This is a genomic window from Kaistia hirudinis (genome assembly GCF_014196455.1).
Classification (GTDB): domain Bacteria; phylum Pseudomonadota; class Alphaproteobacteria; order Rhizobiales; family Kaistiaceae; genus Kaistia; species Kaistia hirudinis.
Genome location: NZ_JACIDS010000004.1, coordinates 604,079 through 630,529 on the forward strand (window position 1 = coordinate 604,079; position 26,451 = coordinate 630,529).

Genomic DNA, 26,451 nt, shown 5'->3' on the forward strand with positions numbered 1-26,451 from the left:
GAGCAGAAGGCCCGGCGGCAGGGCCAGAGGCAAATTGTATCAGTTTGTCGCAAGAGGGGCCTCTGCCAGCTTTGCCGACAAAAGAGCCGTGCCGCGGGACATGTGTGTGACAGGCGGAGCCGATGGTCCGATCACGGGCCTCGCATCTGACACGGGGTCCGCAGCATGGATCCGATGATGTCCCTCTCCGCAATCAAGCCGCTTCTCATCCGCCTTCACCGCTGGGCCGCCCTCGTGCTCGCCCCGGTGTTCCTGCTCATCATCCTGTCGGGAACGGTGCTCGCCTTTCGGCCGATCGTCTCCGGTCTGGCGACAGCGTCGGCCGCCGCCGGCGCGGTCGACGCGACGGCGCTTCAGCAACTGATCACCCGTCTCGATGGCGGTGGCGGCGTCACGTCGATATCGGTCGCCAATGGCGGCGCGGCGGTGGATGTCGCGAGCGGAAGCGCCGATGTCGCGGGCCGCTGGGACGTTCAGGCCGGCACGCGCGCGGCGGCGCCGACCTCCAGCGTCGATGTCTTCGGCATCGCCGAGAAGCTGCACAAGTCGCTGCTGCTCGGCCTCGGCTTCGTCGTCGAGGCGGCGAGCTTCGTCATGCTGGCTATCATGATCATCGGGCCGTTCCTGTCGCTGCTGCGCTTCCGCAATTCGCTGATCGGCTGGCATCGTGCCGTCGGCTGGTGCCTGCTGCCGCTCTCCATCATCGCCCCGCTCACCGCTGTCATGATCGTGCTCGGCATCGGCGAAGGCGCGCGTCAGCCGCTGCCCAGGGCCAGCCAGCCCGTCTCGATCGCGCAGGCGCTCACCGTCGCGGGCAAGGACATCGATCTTGCGCATCTCGTCTCCGCGCGGACATTCCGCGGCGGCACCGTGCTGCTCCAGACCGCGGAGGGCAATTATGCCGTCACCGACGCCAAGGCCGTTCCGCTCACCGGCGGCAAGGGGCTCGTCCAGCAGATCCATGAGGGCACCTGGGCCGGGGCGTGGTCGGGCGCGCTCAATGTGGTGATCTCGCTGGTCCTTCTTGCCCTGACCGTCACCGGCGTCCTCTCGTGGTTCCGTCGCTTCCGTCGCGAGCGGCGCGCCGCGCTGCCGGCGGGCGGCGGCGATCTGCTCGTCGCCTATGCGAGCCAGACCGGTACGGCTGCGCGCCTTGCCGAGGCCACCGCGGCCTCGCTCCGGGCGAGCGGATTGCGGCCGGACGTCGCTTCGCTTGCGCGGCTGACGCCGGAGGCGTTGAAGCCCTATCGCGCCGTGCTGCTGTTGGCCGCTTCGACGGGCGAGGGCGATGTGCCGGATTCGGCACTGCGTTTCCTGCGTGCCCTCAAGACGGCCTCGCTCGCCGGCGTGCGCTTCGCAATGCTCGGCCTCGGCGATCGGTCCTATGCGCATTTCTGCGGCGGTGCCGAGACGCTCCGGACCGCGCTGGTCGGCGCCGGCGCCGCCGAGATCGCGCCGCTCGTCCGCGTCGATGGCGATCCGCAGGCGGACTGGTCGCGCTGGCTGGCCGGTGCGGCAGCGCGGCTCGGGCTCGGTGCCGTGCGGACCGAGGCATCGGTGAAGGATGAGGGTGTGCGCCTTCGCCTTGCCGAGCGTCGCCGCCTCGACGATCCCGAGGCCGGCGATACGCAGGAGACCTGGGCCGTCACACTCGAAAGCGAGGCGAAGCTCGCCTTCCGTCCCGGCGACTTGCTGCGTCTCAAGCCGGGTGCGGGCGAGCGCGAACGCTCCTATTCGATCGGCAGCTCGAGCCGCGTCGATCCGCGCCGGATCGAGCTGACGGTGCGGCTGCATCGCTGGAGCGATGCGGACGGCAGGTCAGGATTCGGTCGCATGTCCGCCGCGCTCGTCCGCACGCTGCCGCTCGGCGGCACGATCGACGGGCATATCGAGGCCCATCCCGGCTTCAACCCGCCCGGCGATCCGTCCTGGCCGATCCTGATGATCGCCACGGGTTCTGGCATCGCCCCGTTTCCCGGCTTTCTCGCGGAGCGGCGTGCCTCGCTCAGGGCCGGGCCGGCCTGGCTCATCTTCGGCAACCGTCTTCGCGGCGGCGATTTCCTCTGGAAGGACCGGATCGAGGCGGCGCTCGGCAACGGGTCCCTGACGCGGCTCGACACGGCCTTCTCGCGCGACGCCGGCGGCGGGCGCATTCCGGCGCGGCTGATCGCGCAGGCCGAACCCGTCCGGCGCTGGCTGCTGGACGACAAGGCGATCGTCTATATCTGCGGCCGCCGCGAAATGGCGCGCGACGTGATGCGCGCGCTGGCAGCGATCCTCGCCGCCGACGGCAGCCATACGGAGGCTGCCGCCGAGGCGCTGACGGAGGAATGGCTCGCCGAGGGCCGCATCCGGATCGACGCGTTCGACTGAGCCCCGGATCTGAGGCCGGGGCTCAATCCCGGCCTCAGATCCGGCCGGCCGACCAGTCGGCGATCTGCTGCCAGAGCTTGGCGTAGCCGGACCATTCCACGAAGGGCGGCGGCGCCCAATGCGGGCCGCAATCCGAGGCGAAGGCGACCGAGCGGCCCTTGCCATGCGTGCCGGCGACGATGAGCGGGTCGTCGCCGACGGTCGCGACGACAGCGGCGTCGTCCTTCGGCCAGATCCGGTTATAGCCGAGCAGCGCCGGCCATACGTTTTCGAGACCTTCGACGATCGGGTGGCTGGCCGAAACCTTCGGCACGATGCCCTGCGGCGTCTCGCGGCGGTCGTCGAAACGATCGAGCGTGACGGGCAGGGCTTCCTCGACCGCCGATCCGGCATATTGGCCCTTGGCCTCGATGCCCTGGAAGGTCAAATAGCCGCCGACCATGATGAAGCCGCCGCCGGCCGCGACATAGTCGCGGATCGATTCGAGCCGGTTCGGCAGCGCCTTGGAGCGCACGAAGGTGTCGGGATGGAGCAGCAGCGTGTTGGCGCCGATATCCGAGAGGATCACGCTGTCGAACGCGGACAGCGCCTCCGCGGTCAGGGGAAAGTCGCGCGCCGCGACATGCGCCGGCTGGTAGACGACCTCCCAGCCGCCTGCCTCCAGCGCATCCTTCAGCCAGCGCACGCCTTCGGCATATTCCGTCGTCGTGAAGCTGTCGAAGCCCTTCTGGTGGATCGAATGGACGGTCCAGGATTCGCCGGCGATAAGGATGCGGCGTCGTTCAGTCATGGGTCTGCTCCGGTCGGTTCTCTCTTGGGTACCCGCGCTGTCCGCGGGACCGCAGGGGTCCCCTGCGCCCCCGATCCCCGACAACCGAATTCCTGCCATGAACGCTATGTTTCAGGGCGTGCCGAGTAAAGCCACCTCCGGTTTCCAAGAGGAGGTCGTGCACATCTGGAGTGCGCGCCGCTCTTTCGCGCGATGACGCGCGGCGAAGGGCTCGACGCGCGCGGCGGAGCGCGCTCATATGCGCGCGGACGGGAGGAGGCGTTCCGGGATTCGCGCCCGGCACGTTCGTCCGAGAAGGCGAGGATATGAGGACAAGGATGATGATTGCGCGGCCCGCCGGGCCGCCGCCTTTCTGCGCGCTGGTGCAGGGCAGGGTGCCATCATGAGTGGCGCGGCACCCCTTGCGGCCGGCGGCGATCGGCGGCCGGTCCTGAGCGTCGGGGCGCTCACCTGCGATCTGATGTTCAATGTCACGGCGCTGCCGCATGGTCCGGGCAAGTTCCTCGCCGGCGGCGCCACCATGGTCGCGGCCGGCATGGCGACGAGCGCGGCGATCGCCGTCGTCCGGCTCGGCCGTCCCGTCGCGCTCTGGGCCTCGGCCGGCGATGACGGGCTCGGCGATTTCCTGGTCGGTGCGCTTTCCCGCGAGGGGATCGATCCCGCCCATGTGCGCCGCGTGCCGGCGACCATGTCGGCGACGGCCTCGATCATCGTCGCGTCGGATGGCGAGCGTATCGTGGTGCCCTACTACGCCCCCGCGCTGATGGACGCGCCCGCTACCGTGCCGCCGATCGCGGACGGCGCCTTTGCGGCGGTGCTGGCCGATGTGCGCTGGCCGGCGGCGGCGGCGCTTGCGCTCGATGCGGCCCGGACGGCTAGCGTGCCCGGCATTCTCGACCTCGATGTCGGCCGGGCGGAAATCCTCGCCGATCTCGCGCCGCGCGCCAGCCATATCGCGGCTTCGCTCGCCGGCGCCGCGATCCTCACCGGCGCGGACAGTCTTCATGCGGCCGCGGCGGGGCTGCATGAGCGCTTCGGCGCGACGATCATCGTCACCGGCGGCGAGTCGGGGCTCGCCTATGTACAGGACGGTGCGGTTCGCCTGATGCCGGCCTTCACGGTCGAGGCGGTCGATACCAACGCGGCCGGCGACGTCTTTCACGGCGCCTTCGCCGTGGCGCTCGCCGACGGGCTGGCGCTGGAGGCGGCGCTCACCTTCGCCAGCGCGGCGGCGGCGATCAAGTGCACCCGCCATGGCGGCCCGCGTGGCGCGCCCGGCCGCGCCGAGGTGCTGGCCTTCCTTCAAGAGAGAGACACATGAGCGCGAACTGGTTAGAACGGCTTTCGGCGGCGCGGATGATGCCGATCGTCACGGTGCGCGACGTTGCCGAGGCCGCGGCCTTGGTCGACGATCTCGTCGAAGCGGGCGTCGCGGCGGTCGAGATCCTCTTCCGCAGCGCGGGCGCGCCGGAAGCGCTCGCCCGCTGCCGGGAGCGGCATCCCCGCCTGCTGATCGCCGCCGGCACGATCCTCTCGGCCGAGCTCTGCGCGCGGGCGGCGGATTCGGGTGCTGATCTCATGGTCAGCCCCGGTCTCACGCCGGAGCTTGCCGCCGCCGCCAAGGCCTCGCCGCTGCCGCTGCTGCCCGGCGCGCAGACGGCGAGCGAGGTGATGGCCGCCGAGGGCCTCGGCTTCACCGCGCTCAAATTCTATCCGGCCGAGCCGAACGGCGCGCCGGCGATCCTGCGCGACTATGCCAATGTCTTTCCGGCGGTGCGCTTCGTGCCGACCGGCGGCATCGGCGAGCCGCAGCTGCCGGCCTATGCGGCGCTCAGGAATGTCGCGGCCGTCGGCGGCAGCTGGTTGCAGGCGGGTCTCGACGCGAACGAGGGGCGGCGAGCGGAGCTTGCCGCACGCGTCAGTCGCGCGAAGGCGATCCTCGGCGCCCTATAGCGGCCTTCCATCGCCCATCATCAGGCTCGCCGCCGTCATGTCGGTGACGAGGGCGGCGAGCGCGGCGGCGAGATGGTCGAGCAGTTTCTGCCCGGCCTCCGCCGTTGCGGCGGCGGCATTGCCGGTGACGCCGGTCGCCTGCAGGTCCTGCGCCTTCCAGCCGAAGCCGCCGAGCCGGCCATAGCCGGGATTGGCGGAGAGATGGCGCGTCGTCGTGTCGAGTTCGATCGCGCGCGAGGGGAAGTCGGCGATCTTCCCCATGCGGACGAGATCGGGGCGGATGGCGAGCATCAGGCTCGTCTCGATCGTGCCGCCATGCAGGCCGTAATGGATTTCCTCATCCGTGAAGAGCCCGTCCGGATAGCCGGCGTCGAACCAGCTGGCATAGGCCGCGAACAGGCCGTGCCGCACGCGCAGTTCCAGTGTCGCGGGCGCGAGCAGGCCCGTCTGGCCGCCATGGCTGTTGAAGATGATCAGCCGGCGGACGGGTGAATTGGTGATGCAGGAGAGGACGTCGGTCCAGATCTCCATCAGCCGGGCCGGGCGATGCGACAGGCTGCCGGCGAAATCGCGGTGCTCCTCCGACGTGCCGACCGTCTGCTCGGGCAGGACCAGCAGCGGCACGTCGCGCGGCAGCATCTCCAGCATGCGCGTCACGATCCCGCGATTGATATAGGCGTCGGTGCCAACGGGCAGATGCGGCCCATGCTGCTCGACGGCCGTCACCGGCAGCAGCGCCACCGTCTCGGGCGGCAGGGCGGCGGCCTCGACGGTCGTCAGATCCATCCAGAGACGGGAAGGCGGCAGGGCGGCGGTCATCGGGATGTCCTTGGGATCTCGTTGATAGAATAAAGGATGTCACTGCCGGGCTTGACCCGGCAATCCGGGCTTGCGGCCTCTCGTCCGGCCCCATGCTGGCAAGGAAGACCGGGTTGCCGGGTCAAGCCCGGCAACGACAGAGCTGAACGGGAGGGGCGCTCGATCATCCGGCGCCTTCGCTTTCCAGCTCTAGTGCCGCCTGTTCGATATCGTCCCAGCCATGCGTCGCGCCGGCGATGTGCAGGCCGGCCGCTGCGCTGGCGAGCCTCAGCGCCTGCCCGAAGGCGGCGCCGCCGAGCAGTGCATGGGCGAGGCCGGCGAGGAAGCGGTCGCCGGCGCCATTGGTGTTGCGCGGCGTGATCGGCAGGGCCGGGAGGGTGAGGCGCGCCGCGCCGTCGCGCGCCAGCACGCCGCCGGCGCCGAGCGTGACGCAGACGCGGCCGCCGGCCGGCTCGAAAATTCCCGCCAGCTTCCAGGCGGCTTCATGATCGGCCGCAATGCCTTCCCGCTCGGCGAAGGCGCGCAGCACTTGCGCATTGGTCGCGACGATGTCGGCGGCGCGGGCGGCTTCGAGCGCGGCGTCCCAGCCCCAGCGGTCGATCTCCGGCGCCTCGAGGTCGACCAGCGCCAGCGCGCCGGCCTGACGCGCCCGGGACAGCGCATCGGCGGTGGCGCGCGCATGGAAGAGGTTCGAGATCACCACGTCACCCGTCGCGGGCGCCAGCGCGCTGCCGATCGCGGCGAGAACCGCCTCGGGAACCGGGTCGATGATAATCGAGCGCTCGCCGTGCGCATCGACGAGGATCACGGTCTCGGCGGTCGTCATGCCTTCGACGACGCGCGTCGACGCGCCATCGATGCCTGCGGCGGCGACGAGGTCCAGCAGCATGCGGCCGACGGCGTCGTCCCCCACCGCCGAGGCGAGCGAGACCGCGTCGCCCCATCCGGCCAGCGCCATCGCGACATTGCGCGGCGGGCCGCCGGCTTCGGTGCGCTTCGCCTGGATGAAGACCTTGTCGTCGGGGCCCGGCAGCCGATCGACCTCGAAGATCCGGTCGAACACCAGCGTTCCCAGGCAATGAATGCGCGGCGCGCCGCCTGTTGCCTCGCTCATGGGTCCAGCCGCTCCCCGTTCTCCGCATCGAACAGCATGACGGCGTCGGCGTCCGGCAGCAGATGGACCGGCTCGCCGGGCTTCGGCAGGCCGGAAAGATGGCCGCCGACCAGCGCCGCGATGCGCTCCTGGCCGACGGCGGCATGAAGCAGCCTTTCGCCGCCGAGATATTCGGACGAGCGCAGCTCCGCGGCAAGCGCGCCTTCCGTGCCGGCCTCGACCAGGCGCATGCGTTCCGGCCGCAGCCCGATCGTCACCTCGATCCGCCGGATCGCGTCGAGCCGTCTGGCGAGCGCGGGCTCCATCTGCCATTCGATCTCGCCGAAGCGCCAGCCGCCCTCGAAACGGCGCGAGAGCTTCATGAGGCTTGCCGGCGGGCTGCCGACGAAGCCGCCGACGAAGCGCGTCGCCGGCCTCTCATAGATCGCCTCGGGCGTGCCCATTTGCAGCACGCGGCCCTCGGCCATCACGGCGACCTGATCCGCCATGCTCATCGCCTCTTCCTGATCATGCGTCACCATGACGGTGGTGGTGCCGACCCGGTCATGCAGTTCGCGGATGTCGACGCGCACGCTCTTCCTTAGCACCGCGTCGAGGTTCGACAGCGGCTCGTCGAGCAGGAGGAGGCGGGGGCGGATGGCGAGCGAGCGGGCGATGGCGACGCGCTGCTGCTGCCCGCCGGACAGTTCGGACGGCATGCGGCTCCCATAGCCGCCGAGCTTGACGAGTTCCAGCGCCTCGTCGACGCGGGCCGCGGATTCCGCCTTGTCGAGCCGGCGCATGTCGAGGCCGAAGCGGACATTCTCCTTCACGCTCATATGCGGAAACAGCGCATAGGACTGGAACACGACGCCGATATCGCGCCGATAGGCGGGCATGCCGTCGAGCGCCTCGCCGTCGAGCCGCACATGGCCGCCGGTCTGGGTTTCGAGGCCGGCGATGATCTTCAGCAGCGTCGATTTTCCGCAGCCTGACGGCCCGAGCAGCGCGAGGAAGGTGCCGCGCGGCACAGTGATCGAGACATCGCGCAACACCTCGGTCTCGCCGAAGCGCTTGGAGACGCCATCGATCTCGAGATGCGGAACGGCTGCCGGCTGCGCGCTCATGCGGCGGGTCCTGCCTGTGTGCCGAGCCTTGCCAGCGCGCCGAGGCCGACGCGGATCGCAAAGTTCTGGCCGGAGCCGGAGCGATGCTGCTCGCCGGTGACGACATTGTCGCCGACCGAGCAGACCGAGCCGCCGCGGCGGCCATAGAGCGCGGCGAGCGTCAGCACGGCCGCGCTCTCGCGGTCGGTGTTGAGGATGCCGGCGCGGTGCCAATAGTCGATGATCTGCCGGTGCTCCTCCTGGAAATAGCCGCCCGGTCCCGGCTTGCCCCAGCCGGTATATTCGCTGTCGCCCGTGCGCGTGACGCCGACATGATGCGGCGCGCCGAGCGCCTCGGCCTCCGCGACCATGGCCGCGACGACGCGCCAGTCGGCCACCGCGGGGTATTCGACCTTCACATGCGCCTTGGTCATGCCCTCGTCGCGCACCGCGCCGGAGGAGATCACGACGTCGCCGACACGCACATCCTTGCCCCAGCCGCCGCAGCCGCCGATGCGGATCACCGTATCGCAATCCGTGTGGTTGAAGAGGTCCATCAGCGCGAGTTCGGCTTCCGGCGAGCCGGAGCCACCGGAGACGACGCTGACCAGGACGCCGCGATAGGTGCCGGTGAAGGTGGTGAAGAGGCCGGTGCGCGCGACCAATTCCGCGTTCTCCAGCTCCGAAGCGATCGCGTCCTCTCCGGCGCCCTCACCAACGGTCAGCGGATCGCGCACGGCGAGCACGACCGAACGCGCGATGGTCTCGCGGCGGAACCCCGTCAGAAGCGGGATGCCGTCGCGTTCGAACTTGGGCAGGCGGTCGAGATAGGGGTAGCCGGCGGTCATCGGGTTAGCGGTCATGAAGTTCCTCAGAGGTGGCGCGACCATTTGAGCGTGTATTCGCCGATGATCGCTGCGAGCAGGATCACGGCGATGATCGTGGCGCCGATGGCGAGCGTGATCGGATCGACGCCCTCGCTGCGGAGCTGGGAGAAGAGGCGGACCGGGAAGGTGATCCAGCGCGCGCCGGCGATCAGCGAGGAGACGATCACGTCGTTGAACGAGATCAGCAGCGAGAAGGCGGCGGAGGTCACGAGGCCGGGGATCGCGAGCGGCAGCACGATCCGACGCGCCACGGCGAGCGGCGGAGCGCCGAGGCTCGATGCCGCCGCCTCGAGGCTCGGGTCGATGCGCTCGAAGGTCGAGACCATGATCCGCACCGTATAGGGCACGGTGATCACCGCATGGGCGAGAACGAGGCCGAGAAGCGTGCCGCTCATGCCGAGCACGGCATAGATCTGCAGCAGCGCGATCGCCCAGACGATGAGCGGCAGGACCAGCGGGGCGAGCAGCACCGCCTCGATCAGCCGCTTGCCGGGAAAATCGAAGCGCACCAGCGCGAAGGCGGCGAGCGAGCCCGTGGTGATCGAGATGATGCCGGCCAGCAGCGCGATGATGGCGCTCGCCGTCAAGGCGCTCCGATATTCGCCGCTGGCGAGCGCTCCCTCGTACCAGACGAGCGAGAGGCTGCGCGGGGGAAAGCGGAAGAACTTCGACGGGTCGAACGAGGCGAGGATCAGCACCAGGATCGGTGCGAGCAGGAAGAGATAGGCAAGCGCCGTCCAGAGGAGCTGGAGCGCACGGCCGGGCGAAAGACGCTTCATGCCGCGAGCCTCCGGCGCCTGAGGAGACGATCGAACTGCGCCGAGAGGATGAGCGCGAGGCCGATCGCGACCAGCACGACGACGGCGAGCGTCGAGGCGAAGGGCCAGTCGAGCACCAGCGCCGCCTGCTGGTAGGCGACGGTGCCGAAGGTCGCGATCTTGCCCTGGCCGAGCACCTGCGGCGTGACGAAGGCGGTGAAGGCCGCGCTGAAGACGAGCACGGCACCGGCGACGATTCCGGGCATGGCGAGCGGCAGGATCACGCGGCGCCACACCCGCAGCGGCGAGGCGCCGAGCGAGCTTGCGGCATGCTCGACATCGCGCGGCAGGCGCGAGAGCGTATTGACGAGGGGGAGCACCATCAGTGGCAGGAAGGCCTGCACCAGGCCGAGCACCACGCCGCCCGTGGTGCCGAGGAACTTGATCGAGGAGGTCGTGAGCCCCAGCAGCTTGAGCGTGCCGTTGACGACGCCGAGCGGTCCCAGCAGGTGGATCATGCCGAGCGAGGGCAGCAGTGCGCCGCAGACGAGCGGCACCAGCATCAGCGCGAGCAGCAGCCCCTTGGCCCGCCCCGAACCCGTCGCGATCAGCCGCGCCACGGGCAGGCCGACGACGAGGGTCAGCAGCGTCGTGAGCGCGCTGAGCCCGATGGTGCGGACAAAGGCGGCGGCGAAATAGGAATCCGCGACGAGGCGGGCATAGTTCTTGACCGTCAACCCGTCGGCCATCAGCAGCGAACCCGCGCCCTGCGTCTTGAAGCTCGCATAGATCAGCCAGGCGAACGGCGCGAGGAAGACGACGGCGGAAAGGGCGACGGCGGGGAGGAGGAAGAGGAGGGGGGTGGAGCTTCGCATGGCGTCTCGCGACTTGACGGGCGGAAGCTGTATTCGCCCAACGTGCCGTCATTCGGCTTCCGTCATCCCGGCGGAAGCCGGGATCCATTCAGCCGTGCGGCCAGCGTCCTGCGTCTCGGCGGCATGGACCCCGGCTTTCGCCGGGGTGACGCCCAGTTCGGGGGCCGTGCCTGCGCGAGAATGTCGGGCATTCCCGCGCAGGGCGTCAGCAGAGCGGGAAGCGCCCGCGCCTCACTGCCCGAGCACGTCCTTGTTCCAGCGCTGGGTCCAGTCGGAGCGCTGCGTGATCACATAGGGCCAGTCGAGCTGGAGCAGGCTCGAGACCTCTTCCGGCGTGTCGATCACGTCGGCGGAGACGCTCTCGGGCAGCTTCACGTTCTTGTTGGTCGGGCCGAAATAGAGCTGCTCGGCATAGTCAGTCTGGTTTTTGACGCCGAGCGCCAGCTCCGCGAACTTCTTGGCGAGCTCGGGATTGGGCGAGTTCTTGACCAGGCAGAGCATGTCGCGGACCAGCACCGGGCCCGGGTTCTTCGGGAAGGAGAAGCCGATATCGGGATGCTGCTTCAGCGCGGCGAGCACATAGCCCGAGATCATCGGCGCCATGGCGACTTCGCCCGCATCCATCATTGCGAAGGCTTCATCGAGATTGGTGTAGGTGAGCGCGATCGGCTTCAGCTCGGAGACCTTGGCGAAGGCGGCGTCGGCGTCATGCTCGTCCTTGCCGGAAAGGCGCGCGGCGACGCCGAGAAGCCCGTCGCCCTCGGAGCCCGGATAGGACGCGACGGCGATCTTGCCCTTGTATTCGGGCTTCCACATGTCGGCCCATTCGGGCGGGCTGGAAACCAGCTTCTTGTTGTAGGCGATGCCGAGGCCGACCAGCGACATGGCGTAGCAGCCATTGTTCATGCCGTCCCAGATCTCGGTATAGAGCGGGCTCTTGGGATCGGGCGCCTCGACGACGCCGTCCTTCAGCGCCTGCGGCGCCTCGTAGATGTTGAGGAAGGCGATATCCATGGTCGGATTGGCCTTCTCGGCATAGATGCGCGCGAGGCGGTCGCCCGTGCCGCCGAGCACCAGCTCGACCTTGGCGCCGGTCTCGGCCTCGAGCGGGCCGACGACGTTCTGGCGCAGCAGGCGCTCGATGTCGCCGCCCCACACGCCGACGACCAGCGTCTTGCCCTTGAAATCCTGCGCAAAGGCCGGCGCCATCATGGCCGGCAGGGCGATCGAGGCCGCAAGCGCCGCAGCGATCGCACGTCTGGAAAGCGTATCCCGCATTTTTTGGGTCCTCTGGTTCCCGCGTGAACGCCGCCGATTGGACGGCGATCGCGGGGAGCGAGGAAGTGTGTCAGCGCTGATAGACGCTATTAGGCCGCGATTATGTCGCGCGGCGAGAACTTGCGCGATGGTAGCTCGCCGGCATCGCCGATTTCCGATGCGATCCGGCGCACCAGGCTGCGCAGCCAGCGGTTGCAGGCCGAATGATGAGCCCGTTCATGCCAGAGCATGTAGAACTTCATGGTATCGAATTCGCGCGGCGCATCGGCGAGTGCGAAGGGCATGACGGCCGCCATCTGCTCGGCGAAGGGCCGGCTCGAGGTGAAGACGAGGTCGGTGCGCGCCAGCGTCGCCGGGACGAGCGCGAATTCGGGCACGGTGAGCGCGATGCGGCGCTTCCTGTCCAGTTGCGCGAGGCGCCCGTCGACCGGGCTGATCTCGGCGCTGATATAGGGCGTCGGCGACAGATGGTCGATCGAGAGATATTCGTCCAGCGTCAGCCGCGTGCGGTCGGCGAGCGGATGATCCTGCCGCATGACGAGCACCATGTCGGTCTCCAGCAGCGGCGCGAAGCGCAGGCTCTCCCGCGGCGAGGGCCAGTTGCCGATCACGAGGTCGATCGTGCCGGCCTCCAGCTCGGTGAAGATCTCGCGCTCGTTCTGCGTGCCGCAGAAATCGACCTGCATGTTCGGCGCCTCGCGGCGCAGCAGCTCCACGATGCGCGGCATGAAGAAGATGCCGAGGCAGTTCACGGCGTGGATGCGGAGCGCGCGCGTGTCGGTCGCGGGCTCGAACGGCTTTTCCTCGTTCACCATGCCGTCGATTTCGGCAAGGATGCGGGCGATGCGGGCACCGAGCTCCAGCCCGCGCTCGGTCGGCACCAGGCGGGCGCCGCTCCGGACCAGCAGCGGATCGCCGATGATTTCGCGAAGCCGTTTCAGGGAAAGGCTCACCGCCGGCTGGCTCTGGCCGAGGATCGCCGCCGTGCGCGAGACGCTGCATTCGTCCAGCAGGATCTGCAGCGTGCGCAGCAGGCGGATGTCGAGCCCGTGGTCGGAATAGCGCACTATCATGGGTCAGCCCTTTCCGTTGACCCGCGACGCCTTGGCCGCGTTCCTGCAGAAGAGCTAAGCAGGAACCGTGCCGCAGGACCAAGCATGCACAAAATCACAGCAATGACGGGAGCCGTTCCATGTCCATCCTGATCCGCCAGGGCCTGATCCATACCAATGACGGGGCGGGAACCGTGCTGGAGCGCGGCGACGTGCTCATCGTCGGCGACACGATCGCCGCCATCGGCCCCGATCTCTCCGCCGAGGCTGCCGCGCATCCGGGCATCGAGGTGATCGATGCCGGGCGGCGCATCGTCATGCCCGGCTTCGTCGATGCGCATATGCACTCGAACGAAGGCTTCGAGATGGGGCGCTACGACAATCTGCCCCTCGAGATCTGGCTGTCCGAGGTTTATCCGCCCTTCGGCGCGCCGACGCTGACCTGGCGCGAGCATTACCTCCGCGCCATGCTGGTCGGCATCGTCTCGATCCGCTCCGGCGTCACGGCGCTGCAGGACGACGTCATCAACATGGCCTTCACGCCCGACGCTGTCGACGCGACGGCGAGCGCCTATCGCGACCTCGGTTTGAAGGGCTGGCTCACCGCCTCGATGTGGGACGAGGGCTTCCTGAAGAGCCTGCCCTTCCTGGACAAGATCGTGCCGGAGGCGATGAAGGCGCGGCTGAACGCGCTGCATACGCCCGGCCGCGCCGAGCAGATCGCGCTGTTTCACGAGCTCCATGGCAAGTGGCACGGCAAGGACGGCATGCGCATCATCCTCGGACCGTGCGGGCCGCAGCGCTGCTCGCCGGAACTGCTGGAGGAAGTCGCCGCACTCTCGCAGGCGATGGACCTGCCGATCCACTGCCATGTGCTGGAGACCAAGACGCAGGCGGTCACCGGCGAAGAGAAATACGGCATGACGCTGCCGGCCTTCCTCGCCTCGGTCGGCTGCATGACGCATCGGCTGACGATGAACCATGCGATCTGGCTCACCGATGGCGACATGGCGATGATGGGCGATGTCGGCGCCTCGATCACCCATAATCCGCTGGCCAATCTGAAGCTCGGCTCCGGCGTCGCGCCGGTCCGCAAGCTGAAGCGAGCCGGCGTCAATGTCGCGCTCGGCTGCGACGGCGTCGCCTCGGCCGATAGCGCCGACATCTTCCAGGCGATCAAGGCCGCGTCCGGCATCCACAAGATCGGCACGCATGACTATCGCGAATGGGTCTCGGCGCACGAGGTCTACGAAATGGCGACGAAGAACGCCGCCCGCTCCAGCCTGATGCAGGACGAGGTCGGCTCGCTGGAGGTCGGCAAGAAGGCCGATGTGATCCTGCTCGATCGCTATGACTGGGGCTTCCTGCCGCTGCACGACCCGATCCAGCAGATCGCGTTCTCGGCCAATTCCGACAGCGTGCAGACCTCGATTGTCGGTGGCCGCGTGGTGATGCGGGATCGGAAGCTCGCGCTGATCGACGAAGAGGCGATCCGCTCCGAGATTTCGGAAGCCGCCGAGAAGTTCCGCCGCGACTATTGCCCGGCGATGAGCGCGGGCGCCGCCGAGGTGCGCCCATACCTCGACGAGATGCACTTCATGGCGACGCGCCGCAGCGTGCCGGCCGGACATCTGCCGCTGCGCATGTCGCCGAGCGACGCCAAGGATCGCGGCTATCCGGCCGCCGCCGAGTGAGACACCAGGGGAAAACGATGAAGGCTTTCAGCACGGAAACCGTCGCCAGCGCCAAGGCGTTCCAGATATCGCCGACGGACACGAACTATTTCGCGATCCTGTTCGACGAGGCGAAGGACGGGATCGAGAACATCTTCGTCATCGAGATCTTCAATCGCGGCGGCGCCACGCCGCCGAACGAGCATTCGCACGCGCATGAGTTCTTCTATGTGCTGCACGGCTCGGGCATCGCGGTCTGCGACGGCAAGGAACTGCCGATCAAAAAGGGCGACGCCCTGCTGCTCAACCCCGGCAACGAGCATGTCGTGCGCAACACCGGGGACTCGAAGCTCTATACGCTCACCGTGATGACGCCGAACCAGGGCTTCGCCGAACTGATCCGCGGCGGCACGCCGGTGACGCTGGACGAGGAAGACCTGCGGGTCCTGACCGGAGCGGCGTAGCCACGCTCCCTTGTGTGGGGGGCGCTGATTTCGCCGTGCCCTGCGGCGTCAAGCTCCTCTTGAGCCCTCCCCTTGAGGGAGGGCCGAAGGCGCGAAGCGGCTTCGGGGAGGGGTTGCTTGAACGAGGCGCCTCCGGACGAGCGCCTGTCCGTCGGCGTTCTCATCCAGCCCCGAGGTCGTGACCCCTCCCCAAATCCGCCTAGGCGGATTTGGCCCTCCCTCAGGGGGAGGGCTCAAGGGGAGACTGTCCGCTCGGTCTCAGGAAGCGTTCCCGTCGACTGCCCCCGCCCCATTTCGCCGTGCCGCATAGCGTAGAGCTCCCCTTGAGCCCTCCCCTTGAGGGAGGGCCGAAGGCGCGCAGCGGCTTCGGGGAGGGGTCGCTTGAACGAGGCGGTTCCGAAAGAGGCGCTGTCCGTCGGCATGGTGATCCTGCCCGACGCCGTGACCCCTCCCCAAATCCGCCAAGGCGGATTTGGCCCTCCCTCAAGGGGAGGGCTCAAGGGGAGGCAAGTCCGTCACGCCCTTGTGCCTCGGCCATGGTCGTTGAGCTCTGATCCGCCAATGTCCCAAATACGGGACTGAGACTCGATCTTGGCGATACAATCCCGCCGCCGATGCGCTTACTCATGATGGCAAGGCTGTCACAGAACGGCCCATGAGGAGCGGGAGGCGGGCCATGGCGCTGCGTCACCTTGGGAGGAGAAACGCCATGACGTCCTACCTTTTCAGGAATGTGGAGATATGGGACGGCGAGCATGATGATCGCTATCCCGGCGAGGTGCTGGTCACCGGCAATCGCATCACCAAGGTTGCGCGCGGGCGCAACCAGATCGCGTCCGAACAGGCGGCCGAGGTCATCGACGGCGGCGGCATGACGCTGATGCCGGGGCTCGTCGAAGGCCATTGCCACCTCTCCTTCGTCGGCCCGCGCCGCAACCAGGATCTCGGCGAGATTCCGCCGGAGGAGCATCTGCTCCGGACCTGCCGCAATGCCACCTTCATCCTCGATCACGGCTTCACCTCCTGCTATTCGGCGGCGTCCGCCAAGCTCCGGATCGATGTCGTCGTGCGGCAGGAGATCGAGGACGGCTATCTCGCCGGCCCGCGCTATCGCGCTGCGGGTCCGGAGATCACCGTCACCGGCGGCCTCGGCGACGAGCGCAAGCAGCATATGCATGCCGAGAGCTTCGGCATGGTGGCCGATGGCGTCGACGATGTGATGCGCGCCGTGCGGCTGTGCTGCCGCGAGGGCGTCGACAATGTGAAGATCAACATTTCCGGCGACGAGTTCGTCGGCCATGCCCGGGCCGAGGTCGTCTCGATGACGCAGGCCGAGGTCGATGCCGCGGTCATGGTCGCCCATGACTGGGGCAAGCGCGTCGCCTGCCACAGCCGCGCGGCGGAATCGGTCAAGCGCGCCGTCCGGGCCGGCGTCGACTGCATCTATCATTGCGATTTCGCCGATGAGGAAGCGCTCGACATGCTGGAAGCGGTCAAGGATCGCGTCATCATCGGACCGGCCTTCGGCCTCGTGCACAATTGCGTCTTCGAGGGCGACGTGGTCGGCCTCTCCAAGGCCGTGGTCGAGCGCATGGGCCTGCCGCGCAAGCTCGAATACACGGTCGCGACCTATCACGAGATGCGGAGGCGCGGCATGAAGGTGGTGATCGGCGGCGATTACGGCTTCACGGTCACGCCGATGGGCCAGAACGCCCGCGACATCGGCCATTTCGTGAAGTTCTTCGGCTATTCGCCCGCCGAAGCGCTGCGCTGCGCCACCGCGGTCGGCGGCGAGCTGATGGGCATGAAGGGCGAGCTTGGCCTGGTGAAGGAAGGCGCACTCGCCGACCTCCTCCTCGTCGATGGCAATCCGCTTGTCGACCAGTCGGTCCTCGTCGGCTCGACGCTGCTCGCCATGGTGATGAAAGACGGCGGCATGCATCGCGACCCGCGCCGGTATCAGGCGCCGGCCCGCCGCGTCGCCGCCGAATAGACCGCCGCCGAAGACCGGCCCGGCCGCATCCCGCCGGGCCGCCGCAGTTCGCGATTCCTATGGAGCCCCCACCTTGTCCATAGATGCCATCGCGCTCGAAATGCGCGATATCACCAAGTCATTTCCCGGCGTCAGGGCGCTCGAAGCCGTCAGCTTCGATTGCGCGCATGGCGAGGTGCATGCCATTTGCGGCGAGAACGGCGCCGGCAAGTCGACGCTGATCAAGGTGCTCGGCGGCATCTACCAGCCCGATGCCGGCTCGATCCTGATCGAGGGGAAGCCGGCCGCGTTCTCCCATCCCGTCGAGGCGCGCCGGGCCGGCATCAGCATCATCCATCAGGAACTGAGCCTGCTGCCGCATCGCACGGTGGCGGAGAACATTTATCTCGGCCTCGAGCCGACGCGGGGCGGCAGGCTGGATCGCAAAGCCATGATGGAGGGCGCGCGGCGCCTGCTCGGCCGGCTCGGCTCGCCGATCAGCGCCGACGCCCGCGCGGGGGATCTGGCCATCGCCGAACAGCAGACCGTCGAGATCGCCAAGGCGCTGGCGCTCGATGCGCGCATCCTGGTCATGGACGAGCCGACCGCCGCGCTCGATGACACCAATGCGAAGCGCCTGCTCGATCTGGTCGCGCGGCTCCGCTCCGAGGGCGTCGCGATCGTCTATGTCTCGCACCGCATGCCCGAGATCGCCGCGATCGCCGACCGTGTCACCATCATGAAGGATGGGCGCAAGGTCGAAACCGCGCCGATCGGCGCCATGCCGACGGACCGGATCGTGCGGCTGATGGTGGGGCGCGAACTGTCCGACTATTACCCCGCCCGGCCGGATACGCCGCCGGGCGACGTGCTGCTCGAGATCGCGGGCGGCGGCAATGCGGAGCTGGCCGATATCGACCTTTCCGTCCGCGCCGGCGAGATCGTCGGCATTGCCGGGCTCGAAGGCTCCGGCAAGGCGGCGCTCGCCCGCGCGATCTTCGGCGACCAGCCCTTCACCCGCGGTACGGTGCGCTTTCTCGGCGCGCCGATCGACCTCCGCCATCCCCGCGCCGGAATCGAAGCCGGCATCGGCTTTCTCTCTGATGATCGGAAGCGCGAAGGCTGCCTGCTGCAGCAATCGCTGCGCGACAATCTCCTTCTGGTGCGCCGCGCCTTCGCTTCCCCGGTCCGCGGTTCGCGCGCGGGCACCCTCGCCGATGGCGAGGCGGACACGATGATGCGTCGCCTCGATGTGCGCGCCGCCCATTTCGGCCAGGCGATCGGCGCGCTCTCCGGCGGCAACCAGCAGAAGGTGATCCTCGGCCGCTGGCTGGCGCGCGATCCCCGGCTCCTCGTCTTCTGCGAGCCGACGCGCGGCATCGATGTCGCGGCCAAGGCGGCGATCTACCAGCTGATGCGCGATGTCGCCGCGCGCGGACGCGGCGTCGTCATGGTCTCGTCCGACCTGCCCGAAGTGATCGGCGTCTCCGATCGCATCCTCGTCATGCATCAGGGCCGCATCGCCGGCGAATGCTCTCCGGAGGTCGGGGAGGAAGGCGTCATGGCGCTCGCCGTCGGCCACCGGCCGGCGCCGCTCGATGTCGCTCGCGAAGGAGCCCTGGCATGACGCTCGCCGACACGCTTCCCGCTTCCCGCCGGACCCGGCGCAGCCTGCCGGTGCCGCTGCTGCTCTTTCTCGCCTCGGCCGTGCTCTATGTCGGCGCGGCGCTCTATACGGGCCAGCTCAACCAGCTCGGCGCGAGCGGCCTGGTCGGTCTCGCGCAGCGCATGGTCGGGCTCGGCATCGTCGCCCTCGGCCAGACCTTCGTCATCCTCGCCGGCTCGATCGACCTCTCGGTCGCGAACCTCATCTCCGTCTCGGCGGTGCTCGCCTCCTTCGTCATGCAGGGCGACCCCGCGATGATCGCGCCGGCCGTGCTGCTCGTCCTCGTCGTTTCGGCGGCCGTCGGTTTCGTCAATGGCGGCGTGGTGGCGAAACTGGGCGTCAATCCGCTGATCGCCACGCTCGGCGTCGGGCTGATCCTGCAGGGCCTGCTCTCGGCGAGCTTCAACAATTTCGCGGGTTCCGTCCCCGAAGCCTTCCAGGGCCTCGCCTATGGCACGATCGGCATCATTCCCTGGTCGGTCCTCGCCCTGCTCGCCTTGGCGATCATCGGCGCGCTCCTGCTCCGCTCGACCCGCTTCGGCGCGCATCTCTATGCGACCGGCGGCAATATGGATGGCGCCCGTCTCGCCGGAATCCGTACCGACCGCATCACCATCCTCGCCCATGTCATCTGCAGCCTGATGGCCGGCCTGACCGGGCTCTATCTCGCCTCGCGGCTGCGTTCCGGCGCGCCCTGGGTCGGCCGCGACGGAGTCTATGATCTTGAATCCATTGCGGTTGTCGTCATCGGCGGCACGCTGCTCTCGGGCGGGCGCGGCGGCGTCTGGGGCACGCTCGCCGGCGTGCTCCTGTTCGCGACGCTCGATGCGGTCTTCAACATGCTGGGTGTTCCGGCCTTCCCGAAGCAGGTCATGCGCGGGGCGATCGTCATCCTCGCCGTCGCCGCCTATGCGATCCGCAACAAGGGGCCGGTGGCATGAGCGTGGCAGCGGCGGGTGAACCGAAGTGGAACGGCGGCATGAGCCTCTTCAGGAAGATCAACATCGCCGTCATCGTGTTCGTGATCCTCTATGCAGGCATCGCGATCCTGCAGCCGAATTATCTCGAGCCGGCCGGCATCACGAACTTCCTGCGCCGGGCAACGCCGCTCGCTGTTCTGGCCTGCGGACAGATCTTCGTGCTGGTTGCGGGTGGATTCGACTTGTCGATGGGCGCGCTGGTCACGCTCACCGTGATCGGCGGCTCGATGCTGACGGACAACGACCCCGGCAATACAGCCTGGGCCATCCTTGTCCTCTATGCGATCGGCCTCGGCGTCGGGCTCGTCAACGGGCTGGTGGTCACGGTGCTGCGCGTGCCGTCGATCATCGCGACGCTCGGCATGCTCTTGTCGCTGAACGGCGTCGCGATGATGTGGTCCGGCGGATCGCCGCGCGGCTATCTCCCTGACAATTTTCGGTTTTTCGGCCGCTTCACCTTTCGCGACGTGCCGCTCGTCGGCTCGTTTCCGGTCGCGGTGGTGGTGCTCGTCGTGGTGGCTCTCGCCGCCTGGTGGGGCCTCCAGAAGACCGTCTTCGGCAAGCGCGTCTTCGCGATCGGCGACAATCCGCGTGCCGCCGCCCTGTCCGGTGTTCGCGTCGAGGCGACCCGTATCGCCGCCTTCGTGATCTCGGCGCTCGCTGCCGTCACCGGCGGCATCCTGCTCGGCGGCTTCGGCGGCGTCTCTGTCGATGTCGGCTCGGGCCTCGAACTGCAGGCGATCGCCGCCTGCGTGATCGGCGGCGTCCAGCTGATGGGCGGTCGCGGCAGCGTCATCGGCGCCGTGGCCGGCGCGCTCACGTTGTTTGCCTTGTTCACCCTGCTCAATCTCCTCGGGCTGCCGCAGCCGCTCAAAGACACGGCGCAGGGCGTCATTCTGATTTCGGCCGTCGCATCCGGCGCCTGGCGCCGGCGCCGTGCCGGATGAACCGGACCGCGAGGTCCTCAAGGCCGCGGAAAGCGGCGGTTTATGGGAGGAAGACCATGAGAAGACTTCTGCTCGGTGTCGTCGCAGCCGCGGCGACCTTGGCCTTCGCCGGGGTGGCGTCGGCCCAGAATTTCGACGATCCGAAGGAATTCGACGCCGCGAAGCAACTGCTCGAGATGAAGCCCGAGGGTCCGGCCGGCAAGCCGTGGGAGCAGCATCTGGGCGGCAAGGAGGTCGATACCGCCAAGTACAAGAAGCCCGGCCCGTATCACATCTGCTTCTCGAACGCCGGCGTGAACAATCCCTGGCGTGTCGTCGGCTGGACAGACATGCAGGCCCAGGTCGACATGTTGAAGGGCGACATCGCCTCCTTCACCCACGCCGATGCCGAGGGCAAGGACGACAAGCAGATCTCCGACATCAACGCCTTCGTCTCCTCGGGCAAGTGCGACATCCTGATCGTGTCGCCCAACACGACCGCCGCGCTGACGCCGGCCGTCGAGGCCGCCTGCAAGGCGCTGCCCGTCGTGGTCTTCGACCGCGGCGTGCTCACGGAGTGCCCGGTGACCTTCGTCAATCCGATCGGCGGCTATGGCTGGGGCATCCAGACGGCGAACTTCATCGCCGAGAAGCTGCCCAAGGGCGGCAAGGTGCTGGCGCTCCGGATCCTGCCCGGCGTCGACGTGCTCGAAACGCGCTGGTCGGCGGCGAACCGTATCTTCAAGGAGAAGGGCATCGAGGTGGTCGGCGCCGAGTTCACCGATGGTGACAACGCCAAGACCAAGGCCATTGTCGAGGACTATATCAACCGCTTCGGCAAGATCGACGCGATCTGGATGGATGCCGGCGCCACGGCCGTCGCCGCCATCGAGGCGTTCGAGGATGCCGGCCAGCCCTATCCGATCATCACCGGCGAGGACCAGGAAGACTTCCTGGTGAAGTGGAAGAAGGAAGGCCTGACCGCCTTCGGGCCGACCTATCCGACCTATCAGTGGCGCTCGCCCGTCATCGCGGCGGTCAAGATCCTCAAGGGCGAGCCGGTGATCGGCCCGACCTGGAAGCTGCCGCAGCCGGTGATCACGCAAGAGACGCTCGACAAGTATGTCGACGAGAAGATGCCGCCGCTGCACTACGCGATGTGCGGCTGCGAGGACATGCCCGGCTATCCCGAGAAGTGGGGCGGCAAGAAGTAGCTCTCTCCCGAACAAGAGAGTGGGGCAAAGACTGGGGCGCCGCGAGGCGCCCCTTTTCTTTGGCGGCGTCTTGTCTGCGCGCCTCAGTCGTGGCTTGCGCCACCGAGCGAGGCGGCGAGGGCCGCCGCGACGCGGTCGAGGCAAGCGCTGGCCGAGCGGACCTCCGTCTCGCTGGCGTTCGGCCGGAGCGAGAGGCGCAGCGTCGCCATGTGGCCGCTCGCCGATCGGCCGATGTCGGCCGTGATCTGTCTCGGCGTCCGCCCGCCCTCCTGATCCCAGGGCGCGCGGCGCTGCGCCGCGATGACGGTGTTCTCGCCATCGGAGAGGAGCAGCGCAACGGATGCATCGGTATCGTCGCGGAGCGCCGAAACGAGGGATTCGGATGCTTCCGCCATCGCGCCGAAGCCGAAACGGGCGAGCGCGAGGCGCGCCGCTGCCGGTCCCGGAGCGAGAACGCCGCCGGCGTCACGTTCGACCAGCCCGGCCGCATCCAGTTCCGCCGCGACAGCGAAAGCCGTGGAGCGGCTGAGGCCGAGCGCGCTCGCCAGCTCCGCGACGGTCTGCGGCCTCTCCTCGGCGAGGCGGGCCAGCATCCGCGCCACGGCCGCGACGCCCGCCGTCTCGTCACGTGCCGGCATCGGCTGGCCTCCCGCCGCTGCCGGCCGCCGAGCGATTATAGCGGTTGCCCTTGTAGTGCACGCGGAAGGAGCGCGGGTCATAGGCCGGACCGAGGCCGCTCGCCAGGATCAGATCATCCGGCAGATCCCAGCGCACATGCTCATCGGACCAAAGGTCCGGCTTGACCGAGCGCGTCGCGTGGCCGCGCGTGACGACGATTTCGGTTGGAACGTCGATGCGGCGCGGCACGGCGCGGCCCCGCAGCACGTCGATGAGAACTTCGACGGCGCGCAATCCCATGGCCGGTGGATAGTCGACGGCGGCCTGCGCCACGCCATGGCGGATCGCCAGCTTGTAGGCGAGGTTGAGATCGCCGCCGGTATGGGGCGGGATCGCGCCGGACCGGCCGGCGGCCACGAAGGCCTTGAGCGATCCGACCGCCTGCAGCCCTGAATCGCACCACACGCCGTCGATGGTCTCCTCGCCCGCGGCGAGACGTGCCGCCACGATCTCGCGTCCTTGCTGCTGCTGCCACCCTGTCCAGCAGATATCGAGGACCCGGATGCCGGGATGGCGGGCGAAGACCGCGCTTGCGCCCTCCAGCCGGCGATGGGCCGGATCGGCGCCAAAGAGGCCGGGCAGCAGCAGGACCGAGCCGCGGCCACGCAGGCGTTCGCAGAGCCAGCGGGCGGTGATCTCGCCGATGGTGCGATCGTCGCAGGTGACGAAGCTGGCATGCGGCAGGATTTCCGGCTGGCCGCGGTCAACGATCACGGTCGGCACGCCGCGACGCTCCGCTTCCGTGATCACTTCGACCAGCGTTTGCGAATCGTGCGCGCTCAGTACGAGGCCGTCGACGCCGTCGCGGAGCAGCGCCTCGATGTCGAGGATTTGCCGTTCAGCATCGAGCCCGGCATGGCGCACCGACAGCGAGGAGACGAGCGCGTCATGGCGCACCGCGCCATATTCGACGCTGTGGACGAGGGCCGTGCGCCAGGGATGGTCGATCGAGGCGTTGGAGAAGCCGAGGCGGAATTTCGGCGTGCGGCGGAAGCGGGCGGTGTCGGGAATGCGCGTGCAATCGGGATTGCGGGTGAGCACATAGCTGGCGCCGGGGGCGCGCGACAGCCGTTTGCGCCGGGGCGCCAGGCGGTGCTCGTCCTCGTGCCGCAGCATCGTCTCGCGCCGCTGGCCGAGCCTGGCTGCGACTGGACCGAGGGCGATCAAGCCGCGCCTCGAGAGATCGACGAGCCCGTGGTCAGCGAGCACGTGAGCGATGCGGTTGAGCGAGGAGCGCGCGACCGCCAGAAGCCGCGCAGCCTCCCCGGTGCGAAGCGCGCCTTCATGCGCCGCGAGCAGGCCAATCAGCTCGATTGCGACCGACCGGCCGCGGCGGCTGCCCTCGGCGGGCGCAGTCGGCTCCACCTCGTCCCGCAACCCATCGTTCATTGCTGCTCCTCCCGTGCCCAATAGGACGGGAAGGGCCGGCAATTCTCAAGCGGGGAGGGGATCTTTAGTGCCGGGTCGTGCCCTGCATGGCGGCGGGCGCGCCGGCCGCCGGTCGGGCCGAGACGATGAGCTCGCGGATGGCACGCGCGGGCAGGGGGACGGAGAACAGGAAGCCCTGCACCTCGTCGACCGCCGTCTCGGCGGCGACGATGTCGAGCTGCTCGGCCGTCTCGATGCCTTCGACGGTGACCTTCATGCCGAGCGCCTTACTGAGTTCGGCGACGCCGCGCAGCAGGATGAGCGAGCGGCTCTGCGTATCGATCTCGTTGACGAAAGAGCGGTCGATCTTGACCGTGTCGAGCGGGAAGGCGTGCAGATAGGAAAGCCCCGAATAGCCGGTGCCGAAATCGTCGAGCGCGATGCGCACGCCGATATCGCGGAGCTGCTGCAGCGTGCGGCGGGCCTGGTCCATGTCCTGCAGCAGCACCGACTCGGTGATCTCCAGTTCCAGCCGCTGCGGTGCCAGGCCGCTGCTACGCAGCGCCGCCGCGACGGTCGAGGCCACGTCGCTGCGCTTGAACTGCACGGAGGAGAGGTTGACCGAGACGCGGACATCCTCCGGCCATTTCCGGCATTCGGCGCAGGCACGGTTCAGGACCCAGTCGCCGATCTCGACGATCAGCCCCATCTCCTCCGCGACGGGGATGAACTCGGCCGGCGGGATCATGCCGCGCTGGGGATGGTTCCAGCGCAGCAGCGCTTCGCAGCCGACGATCTTCATCGAGCGGATGTTGAGCAGAGGCTGATAATAGAGCTCGAACCCGTCCTTCTCGAGTGCTTCGCGCAGATCAAGCTCCAGCGCGCGCCGTGCCTGGACGGCGATGTCCATGGCCGGCTCGAAGAAGCGCCAGCGCTGCGGTCCCGTTCCCTTGGCGTGGTAGAGCGCGAGGTCGGCATTCTTGAGCAACACGTCGGCGTCGGTACCGTCGTCCGGCGACGTCGCGATGCCGATGCTCGCCCCGATGATCACCGTGTGGTTCTGGATGTGGTAGGGCCGCGAGATCGACTGCACGATCCGCTCGGCGAGTTCCGCCGGACCGGCATTCTGGCCGCTCTTGAGCTGCAGCACCGCGAATTCGTCGCCGCCGAAGCGTGCCACCCGCTCGTCCGCCGACAGCGCGCTGCGCAGGCGATCGGCCACGGCGCACAGCAGGAGATCGCCGGTCGGGTGCCCGAGCGTGTCGTTGACCTGCTTGAACTGGTCGAGATCGATGAACAGCACCGACATCGACTGGCCCCGTTCCGCATCGACCAGCGCGTCCTGCAATTCCTCGTGGAACACGTTGCGGTTCGGCAGTCCCGTGAGCGCATCGAACCGCGCCAGCTGGCGGATGCGCTGCTCGGCATTGCGGCGCTCGGTGATGTCCTCGACGACCACGACGGATCCGCCATTGGCCATGGGCTCCGTCGTGAAGGACAGCGAACGCTCGCCCTCGATCTCGGAATAGAACTCGACGCTGGCGCCCGACAGCCGATGCTCGAATTCCTGGATGAACTCGGCGATATCGAGATCGCGCGCCTGGCGCAGCACCGCGGAATCGCGCAGCAATTCATGCGCGTTGCGGCCGGTCAGCTCCATGTCGGCGGGAAGTTCGAGCAGCGCGGACAGGCGGCGATTGGCGACGCGCACGCGCTTGCGCTCGTCGAACATGCACAGGCCATGCGGCATGTTGTTGAGCGCGGTGTCGAAATGATCGGCGAGGTCGCGCACCTCGCGCTCGGAGATCACGGCCGAAAGCAGGGTACCGCGCAGCCGCTCGGAGATCAGCTTCAGGCCCAGGAAGAACGGCATCACGACGATGCCGAACATGACGTAATGCAGGCCGCCGACATAGAACAGCGCCGCCGTCAGCGGGATGCCGGCGCCGAGGATCTGCGACATGACGAGCGAGCGGCTGGCGAAGTTCCGGCCCGACGTGCCGATCATGTAGGCGAGCACGACCGAGAACGAGAACAGCCGCACGAACGGATCGTCCGAGACAACGAAGGCGACAAGGCACCAGCCGCCGAGCAGGGCGACATAGATCGCGGCGCCCACGACATAGCGCCGCTCCCAGTACCGAAACTGGTCGGCTGTCTGGAAGGAGGGGCGGATGCGGCGATAGGCGCGCATGTCGAGCGCGCGCAGATAGGCGACCAGCGCGATGACGATGCCGAAGCCGAACAGCAAGAGGCTCTGGGCTTTCCAGGCGGTGACGATCGCCGCGATGGAGGCGGCGGCCGAGCCGACGAAAAGCGACGTCTGGACCTCGAACAGCGCGTCGACCAGCGAGCCGTAGATGTCGAGCGGAATCTCGCCATCGGCGCGCGCGCCGGCATGCTTCTCCGGGCCCTGCGTCGAGGGTGGAGCCTTGGGCGAGACAGGCGCTCGCGCGCGCTCCGGCGGCGGGCGCAGCGTGTCCGTTTCGTCTGGCGGCGACTGGCGACCCATCGAGGGCATCACTC

22 protein-coding genes are annotated in these 26,451 nt (G+C 68.4%); 10 read left to right on the plus strand and 12 right to left on the minus strand.

The window, feature by feature from the left end; genetic code table 11:
- Nucleotides 1-177 precede the first annotated feature (177 nt).
- The gene (locus tag GGR25_RS17580) at nucleotides 178-2,373 is read left to right on the plus strand and encodes a flavodoxin domain-containing protein (protein ID WP_183400118.1); all 2,196 of its coding nucleotides are present in this window, start codon (nucleotides 178-180) and stop codon (nucleotides 2,371-2,373) included.
- A gap of 34 nt (nucleotides 2,374-2,407) precedes the next feature.
- Here GGR25_RS17580 and GGR25_RS17585 read toward each other — a convergent pair whose 3' ends face one another.
- Complete coding sequence (locus tag GGR25_RS17585) at nucleotides 2,408-3,163, minus strand: glutamine amidotransferase (protein ID WP_183400119.1); 756 nt, start codon at nucleotides 3,161-3,163, stop codon at nucleotides 2,408-2,410.
- Nucleotides 3,164-3,545: 382 nt separating this feature from the next.
- Here GGR25_RS17585 and GGR25_RS17590 point away from each other — a divergent pair, with 382 nt between their 5' ends.
- Both GGR25_RS17590 and eda read left to right on the plus strand, forming a co-directional pair.
- A complete protein-coding gene (locus GGR25_RS17590) occupies nucleotides 3,546-4,484 on the plus strand; it encodes a PfkB family carbohydrate kinase (RefSeq protein ID WP_183400120.1) in 939 nt (312 codons plus the stop codon).
- Nucleotides 4,481-5,116 (plus strand): bifunctional 4-hydroxy-2-oxoglutarate aldolase/2-dehydro-3-deoxy-phosphogluconate aldolase, encoded by a 636-nt coding sequence (gene eda / locus GGR25_RS17595; RefSeq protein ID WP_183400121.1) that lies wholly within the window; start codon nucleotides 4,481-4,483, stop codon nucleotides 5,114-5,116. The genes GGR25_RS17590 and eda overlap by 4 nt, the downstream gene beginning before the upstream one ends.
- Here the strand turns inward: eda and GGR25_RS17600 are convergent.
- From GGR25_RS17600 to GGR25_RS17635, 8 genes are all read right to left on the minus strand, one after another.
- Complete coding sequence (locus tag GGR25_RS17600; protein ID WP_183400122.1) at nucleotides 5,111-5,935, minus strand: creatininase family protein; 825 nt, start codon at nucleotides 5,933-5,935, stop codon at nucleotides 5,111-5,113. The two genes, eda and GGR25_RS17600, sit on opposite strands and share 6 nt — an antisense overlap.
- A gap of 163 nt (nucleotides 5,936-6,098) precedes the next feature.
- Complete coding sequence (locus tag GGR25_RS17605) at nucleotides 6,099-7,049, minus strand: carbohydrate kinase family protein (RefSeq protein ID WP_183400123.1); 951 nt, start codon at nucleotides 7,047-7,049, stop codon at nucleotides 6,099-6,101.
- The gene (locus GGR25_RS17610) at nucleotides 7,046-8,155 is read right to left on the minus strand and encodes an ABC transporter ATP-binding protein (RefSeq protein ID WP_183400124.1); all 1,110 of its coding nucleotides are present in this window, start codon (nucleotides 8,153-8,155) and stop codon (nucleotides 7,046-7,048) included. Before GGR25_RS17610 ends, GGR25_RS17605 begins: the two co-directional genes overlap by 4 nt.
- Entirely contained in the window at nucleotides 8,152-8,997 is an 846-nt protein-coding gene (locus tag GGR25_RS17615) for a phosphorylase family protein (RefSeq protein ID WP_183400125.1), read from the minus strand. Before GGR25_RS17615 ends, GGR25_RS17610 begins: the two co-directional genes overlap by 4 nt.
- Before the next feature lie 8 nt (nucleotides 8,998-9,005).
- A complete protein-coding gene (locus GGR25_RS17620; RefSeq protein ID WP_183400126.1) occupies nucleotides 9,006-9,800 on the minus strand; it encodes an ABC transporter permease in 795 nt (264 codons plus the stop codon).
- Nucleotides 9,797-10,654: an ABC transporter permease gene (locus GGR25_RS17625; RefSeq protein ID WP_183400127.1), complete on the minus strand. Its 858-nt coding sequence runs from the start codon at nucleotides 10,652-10,654 to the stop codon at nucleotides 9,797-9,799. Before GGR25_RS17625 ends, GGR25_RS17620 begins: the two co-directional genes overlap by 4 nt.
- A gap of 231 nt (nucleotides 10,655-10,885) precedes the next feature.
- Nucleotides 10,886-11,932: an ABC transporter substrate-binding protein gene (locus tag GGR25_RS17630; protein ID WP_183400128.1), complete on the minus strand. Its 1,047-nt coding sequence runs from the start codon at nucleotides 11,930-11,932 to the stop codon at nucleotides 10,886-10,888.
- A gap of 89 nt (nucleotides 11,933-12,021) precedes the next feature.
- Nucleotides 12,022-13,005: a LysR family transcriptional regulator gene (locus GGR25_RS17635; RefSeq protein WP_246409894.1), complete on the minus strand. Its 984-nt coding sequence runs from the start codon at nucleotides 13,003-13,005 to the stop codon at nucleotides 12,022-12,024.
- A 119-nt stretch (nucleotides 13,006-13,124) separates the two neighbouring features.
- Here GGR25_RS17635 and GGR25_RS17640 point away from each other — a divergent pair, with 119 nt between their 5' ends.
- From GGR25_RS17640 to GGR25_RS17670, 7 genes are all read left to right on the plus strand, one after another.
- On the plus strand, nucleotides 13,125-14,678 hold the full coding sequence (locus GGR25_RS17640) for an amidohydrolase family protein (RefSeq protein ID WP_183400129.1): 1,554 nt from the start codon (nucleotides 13,125-13,127) through the stop codon (nucleotides 14,676-14,678).
- Between the two features lie 17 nt (nucleotides 14,679-14,695).
- A complete protein-coding gene (locus GGR25_RS17645) occupies nucleotides 14,696-15,121 on the plus strand; it encodes a cupin domain-containing protein (RefSeq protein ID WP_183400130.1) in 426 nt (141 codons plus the stop codon).
- Nucleotides 15,122-15,830: 709 nt separating this feature from the next.
- Nucleotides 15,831-17,114: a metal-dependent hydrolase family protein gene (locus GGR25_RS17650; RefSeq protein WP_183400131.1), complete on the plus strand. Its 1,284-nt coding sequence runs from the start codon at nucleotides 15,831-15,833 to the stop codon at nucleotides 17,112-17,114.
- A 73-nt stretch (nucleotides 17,115-17,187) separates the two neighbouring features.
- Nucleotides 17,188-18,720 (plus strand): sugar ABC transporter ATP-binding protein, encoded by a 1,533-nt coding sequence (locus tag GGR25_RS17655; protein WP_246409897.1) that lies wholly within the window; start codon nucleotides 17,188-17,190, stop codon nucleotides 18,718-18,720.
- The gene (locus GGR25_RS17660; protein WP_183400132.1) at nucleotides 18,717-19,700 is read left to right on the plus strand and encodes an ABC transporter permease; all 984 of its coding nucleotides are present in this window, start codon (nucleotides 18,717-18,719) and stop codon (nucleotides 19,698-19,700) included. Before GGR25_RS17655 ends, GGR25_RS17660 begins: the two co-directional genes overlap by 4 nt.
- Nucleotides 19,697-20,686, plus strand: coding sequence for an ABC transporter permease (locus GGR25_RS17665; RefSeq protein ID WP_246409900.1), 990 nt, complete (start codon nucleotides 19,697-19,699; stop codon nucleotides 20,684-20,686). Before GGR25_RS17660 ends, GGR25_RS17665 begins: the two co-directional genes overlap by 4 nt.
- Before the next feature lie 56 nt (nucleotides 20,687-20,742).
- Nucleotides 20,743-21,879 (plus strand): substrate-binding domain-containing protein, encoded by a 1,137-nt coding sequence (locus GGR25_RS17670; protein ID WP_183400133.1) that lies wholly within the window; start codon nucleotides 20,743-20,745, stop codon nucleotides 21,877-21,879.
- Nucleotides 21,880-21,962: 83 nt separating this feature from the next.
- Here the strand turns inward: GGR25_RS17670 and GGR25_RS17675 are convergent, their stop codons facing one another.
- The 3 genes from GGR25_RS17675 to GGR25_RS17685 all read right to left on the minus strand — a co-directional run bounded on the left by GGR25_RS17675 (nucleotide 21,963) and on the right by GGR25_RS17685 (nucleotide 26,437).
- Nucleotides 21,963-22,517: a MarR family transcriptional regulator gene (locus GGR25_RS17675; protein ID WP_210299996.1), complete on the minus strand. Its 555-nt coding sequence runs from the start codon at nucleotides 22,515-22,517 to the stop codon at nucleotides 21,963-21,965.
- Nucleotides 22,504-23,946 (minus strand): substrate-binding domain-containing protein, encoded by a 1,443-nt coding sequence (locus GGR25_RS17680; RefSeq protein WP_183400134.1) that lies wholly within the window; start codon nucleotides 23,944-23,946, stop codon nucleotides 22,504-22,506. The genes GGR25_RS17675 and GGR25_RS17680 overlap by 14 nt, the downstream gene beginning before the upstream one ends.
- Before the next feature lie 64 nt (nucleotides 23,947-24,010).
- The gene (locus tag GGR25_RS17685; protein WP_183400135.1) at nucleotides 24,011-26,437 is read right to left on the minus strand and encodes a putative bifunctional diguanylate cyclase/phosphodiesterase; all 2,427 of its coding nucleotides are present in this window, start codon (nucleotides 26,435-26,437) and stop codon (nucleotides 24,011-24,013) included.
- Nucleotides 26,438-26,451 lie beyond the last annotated feature (14 nt).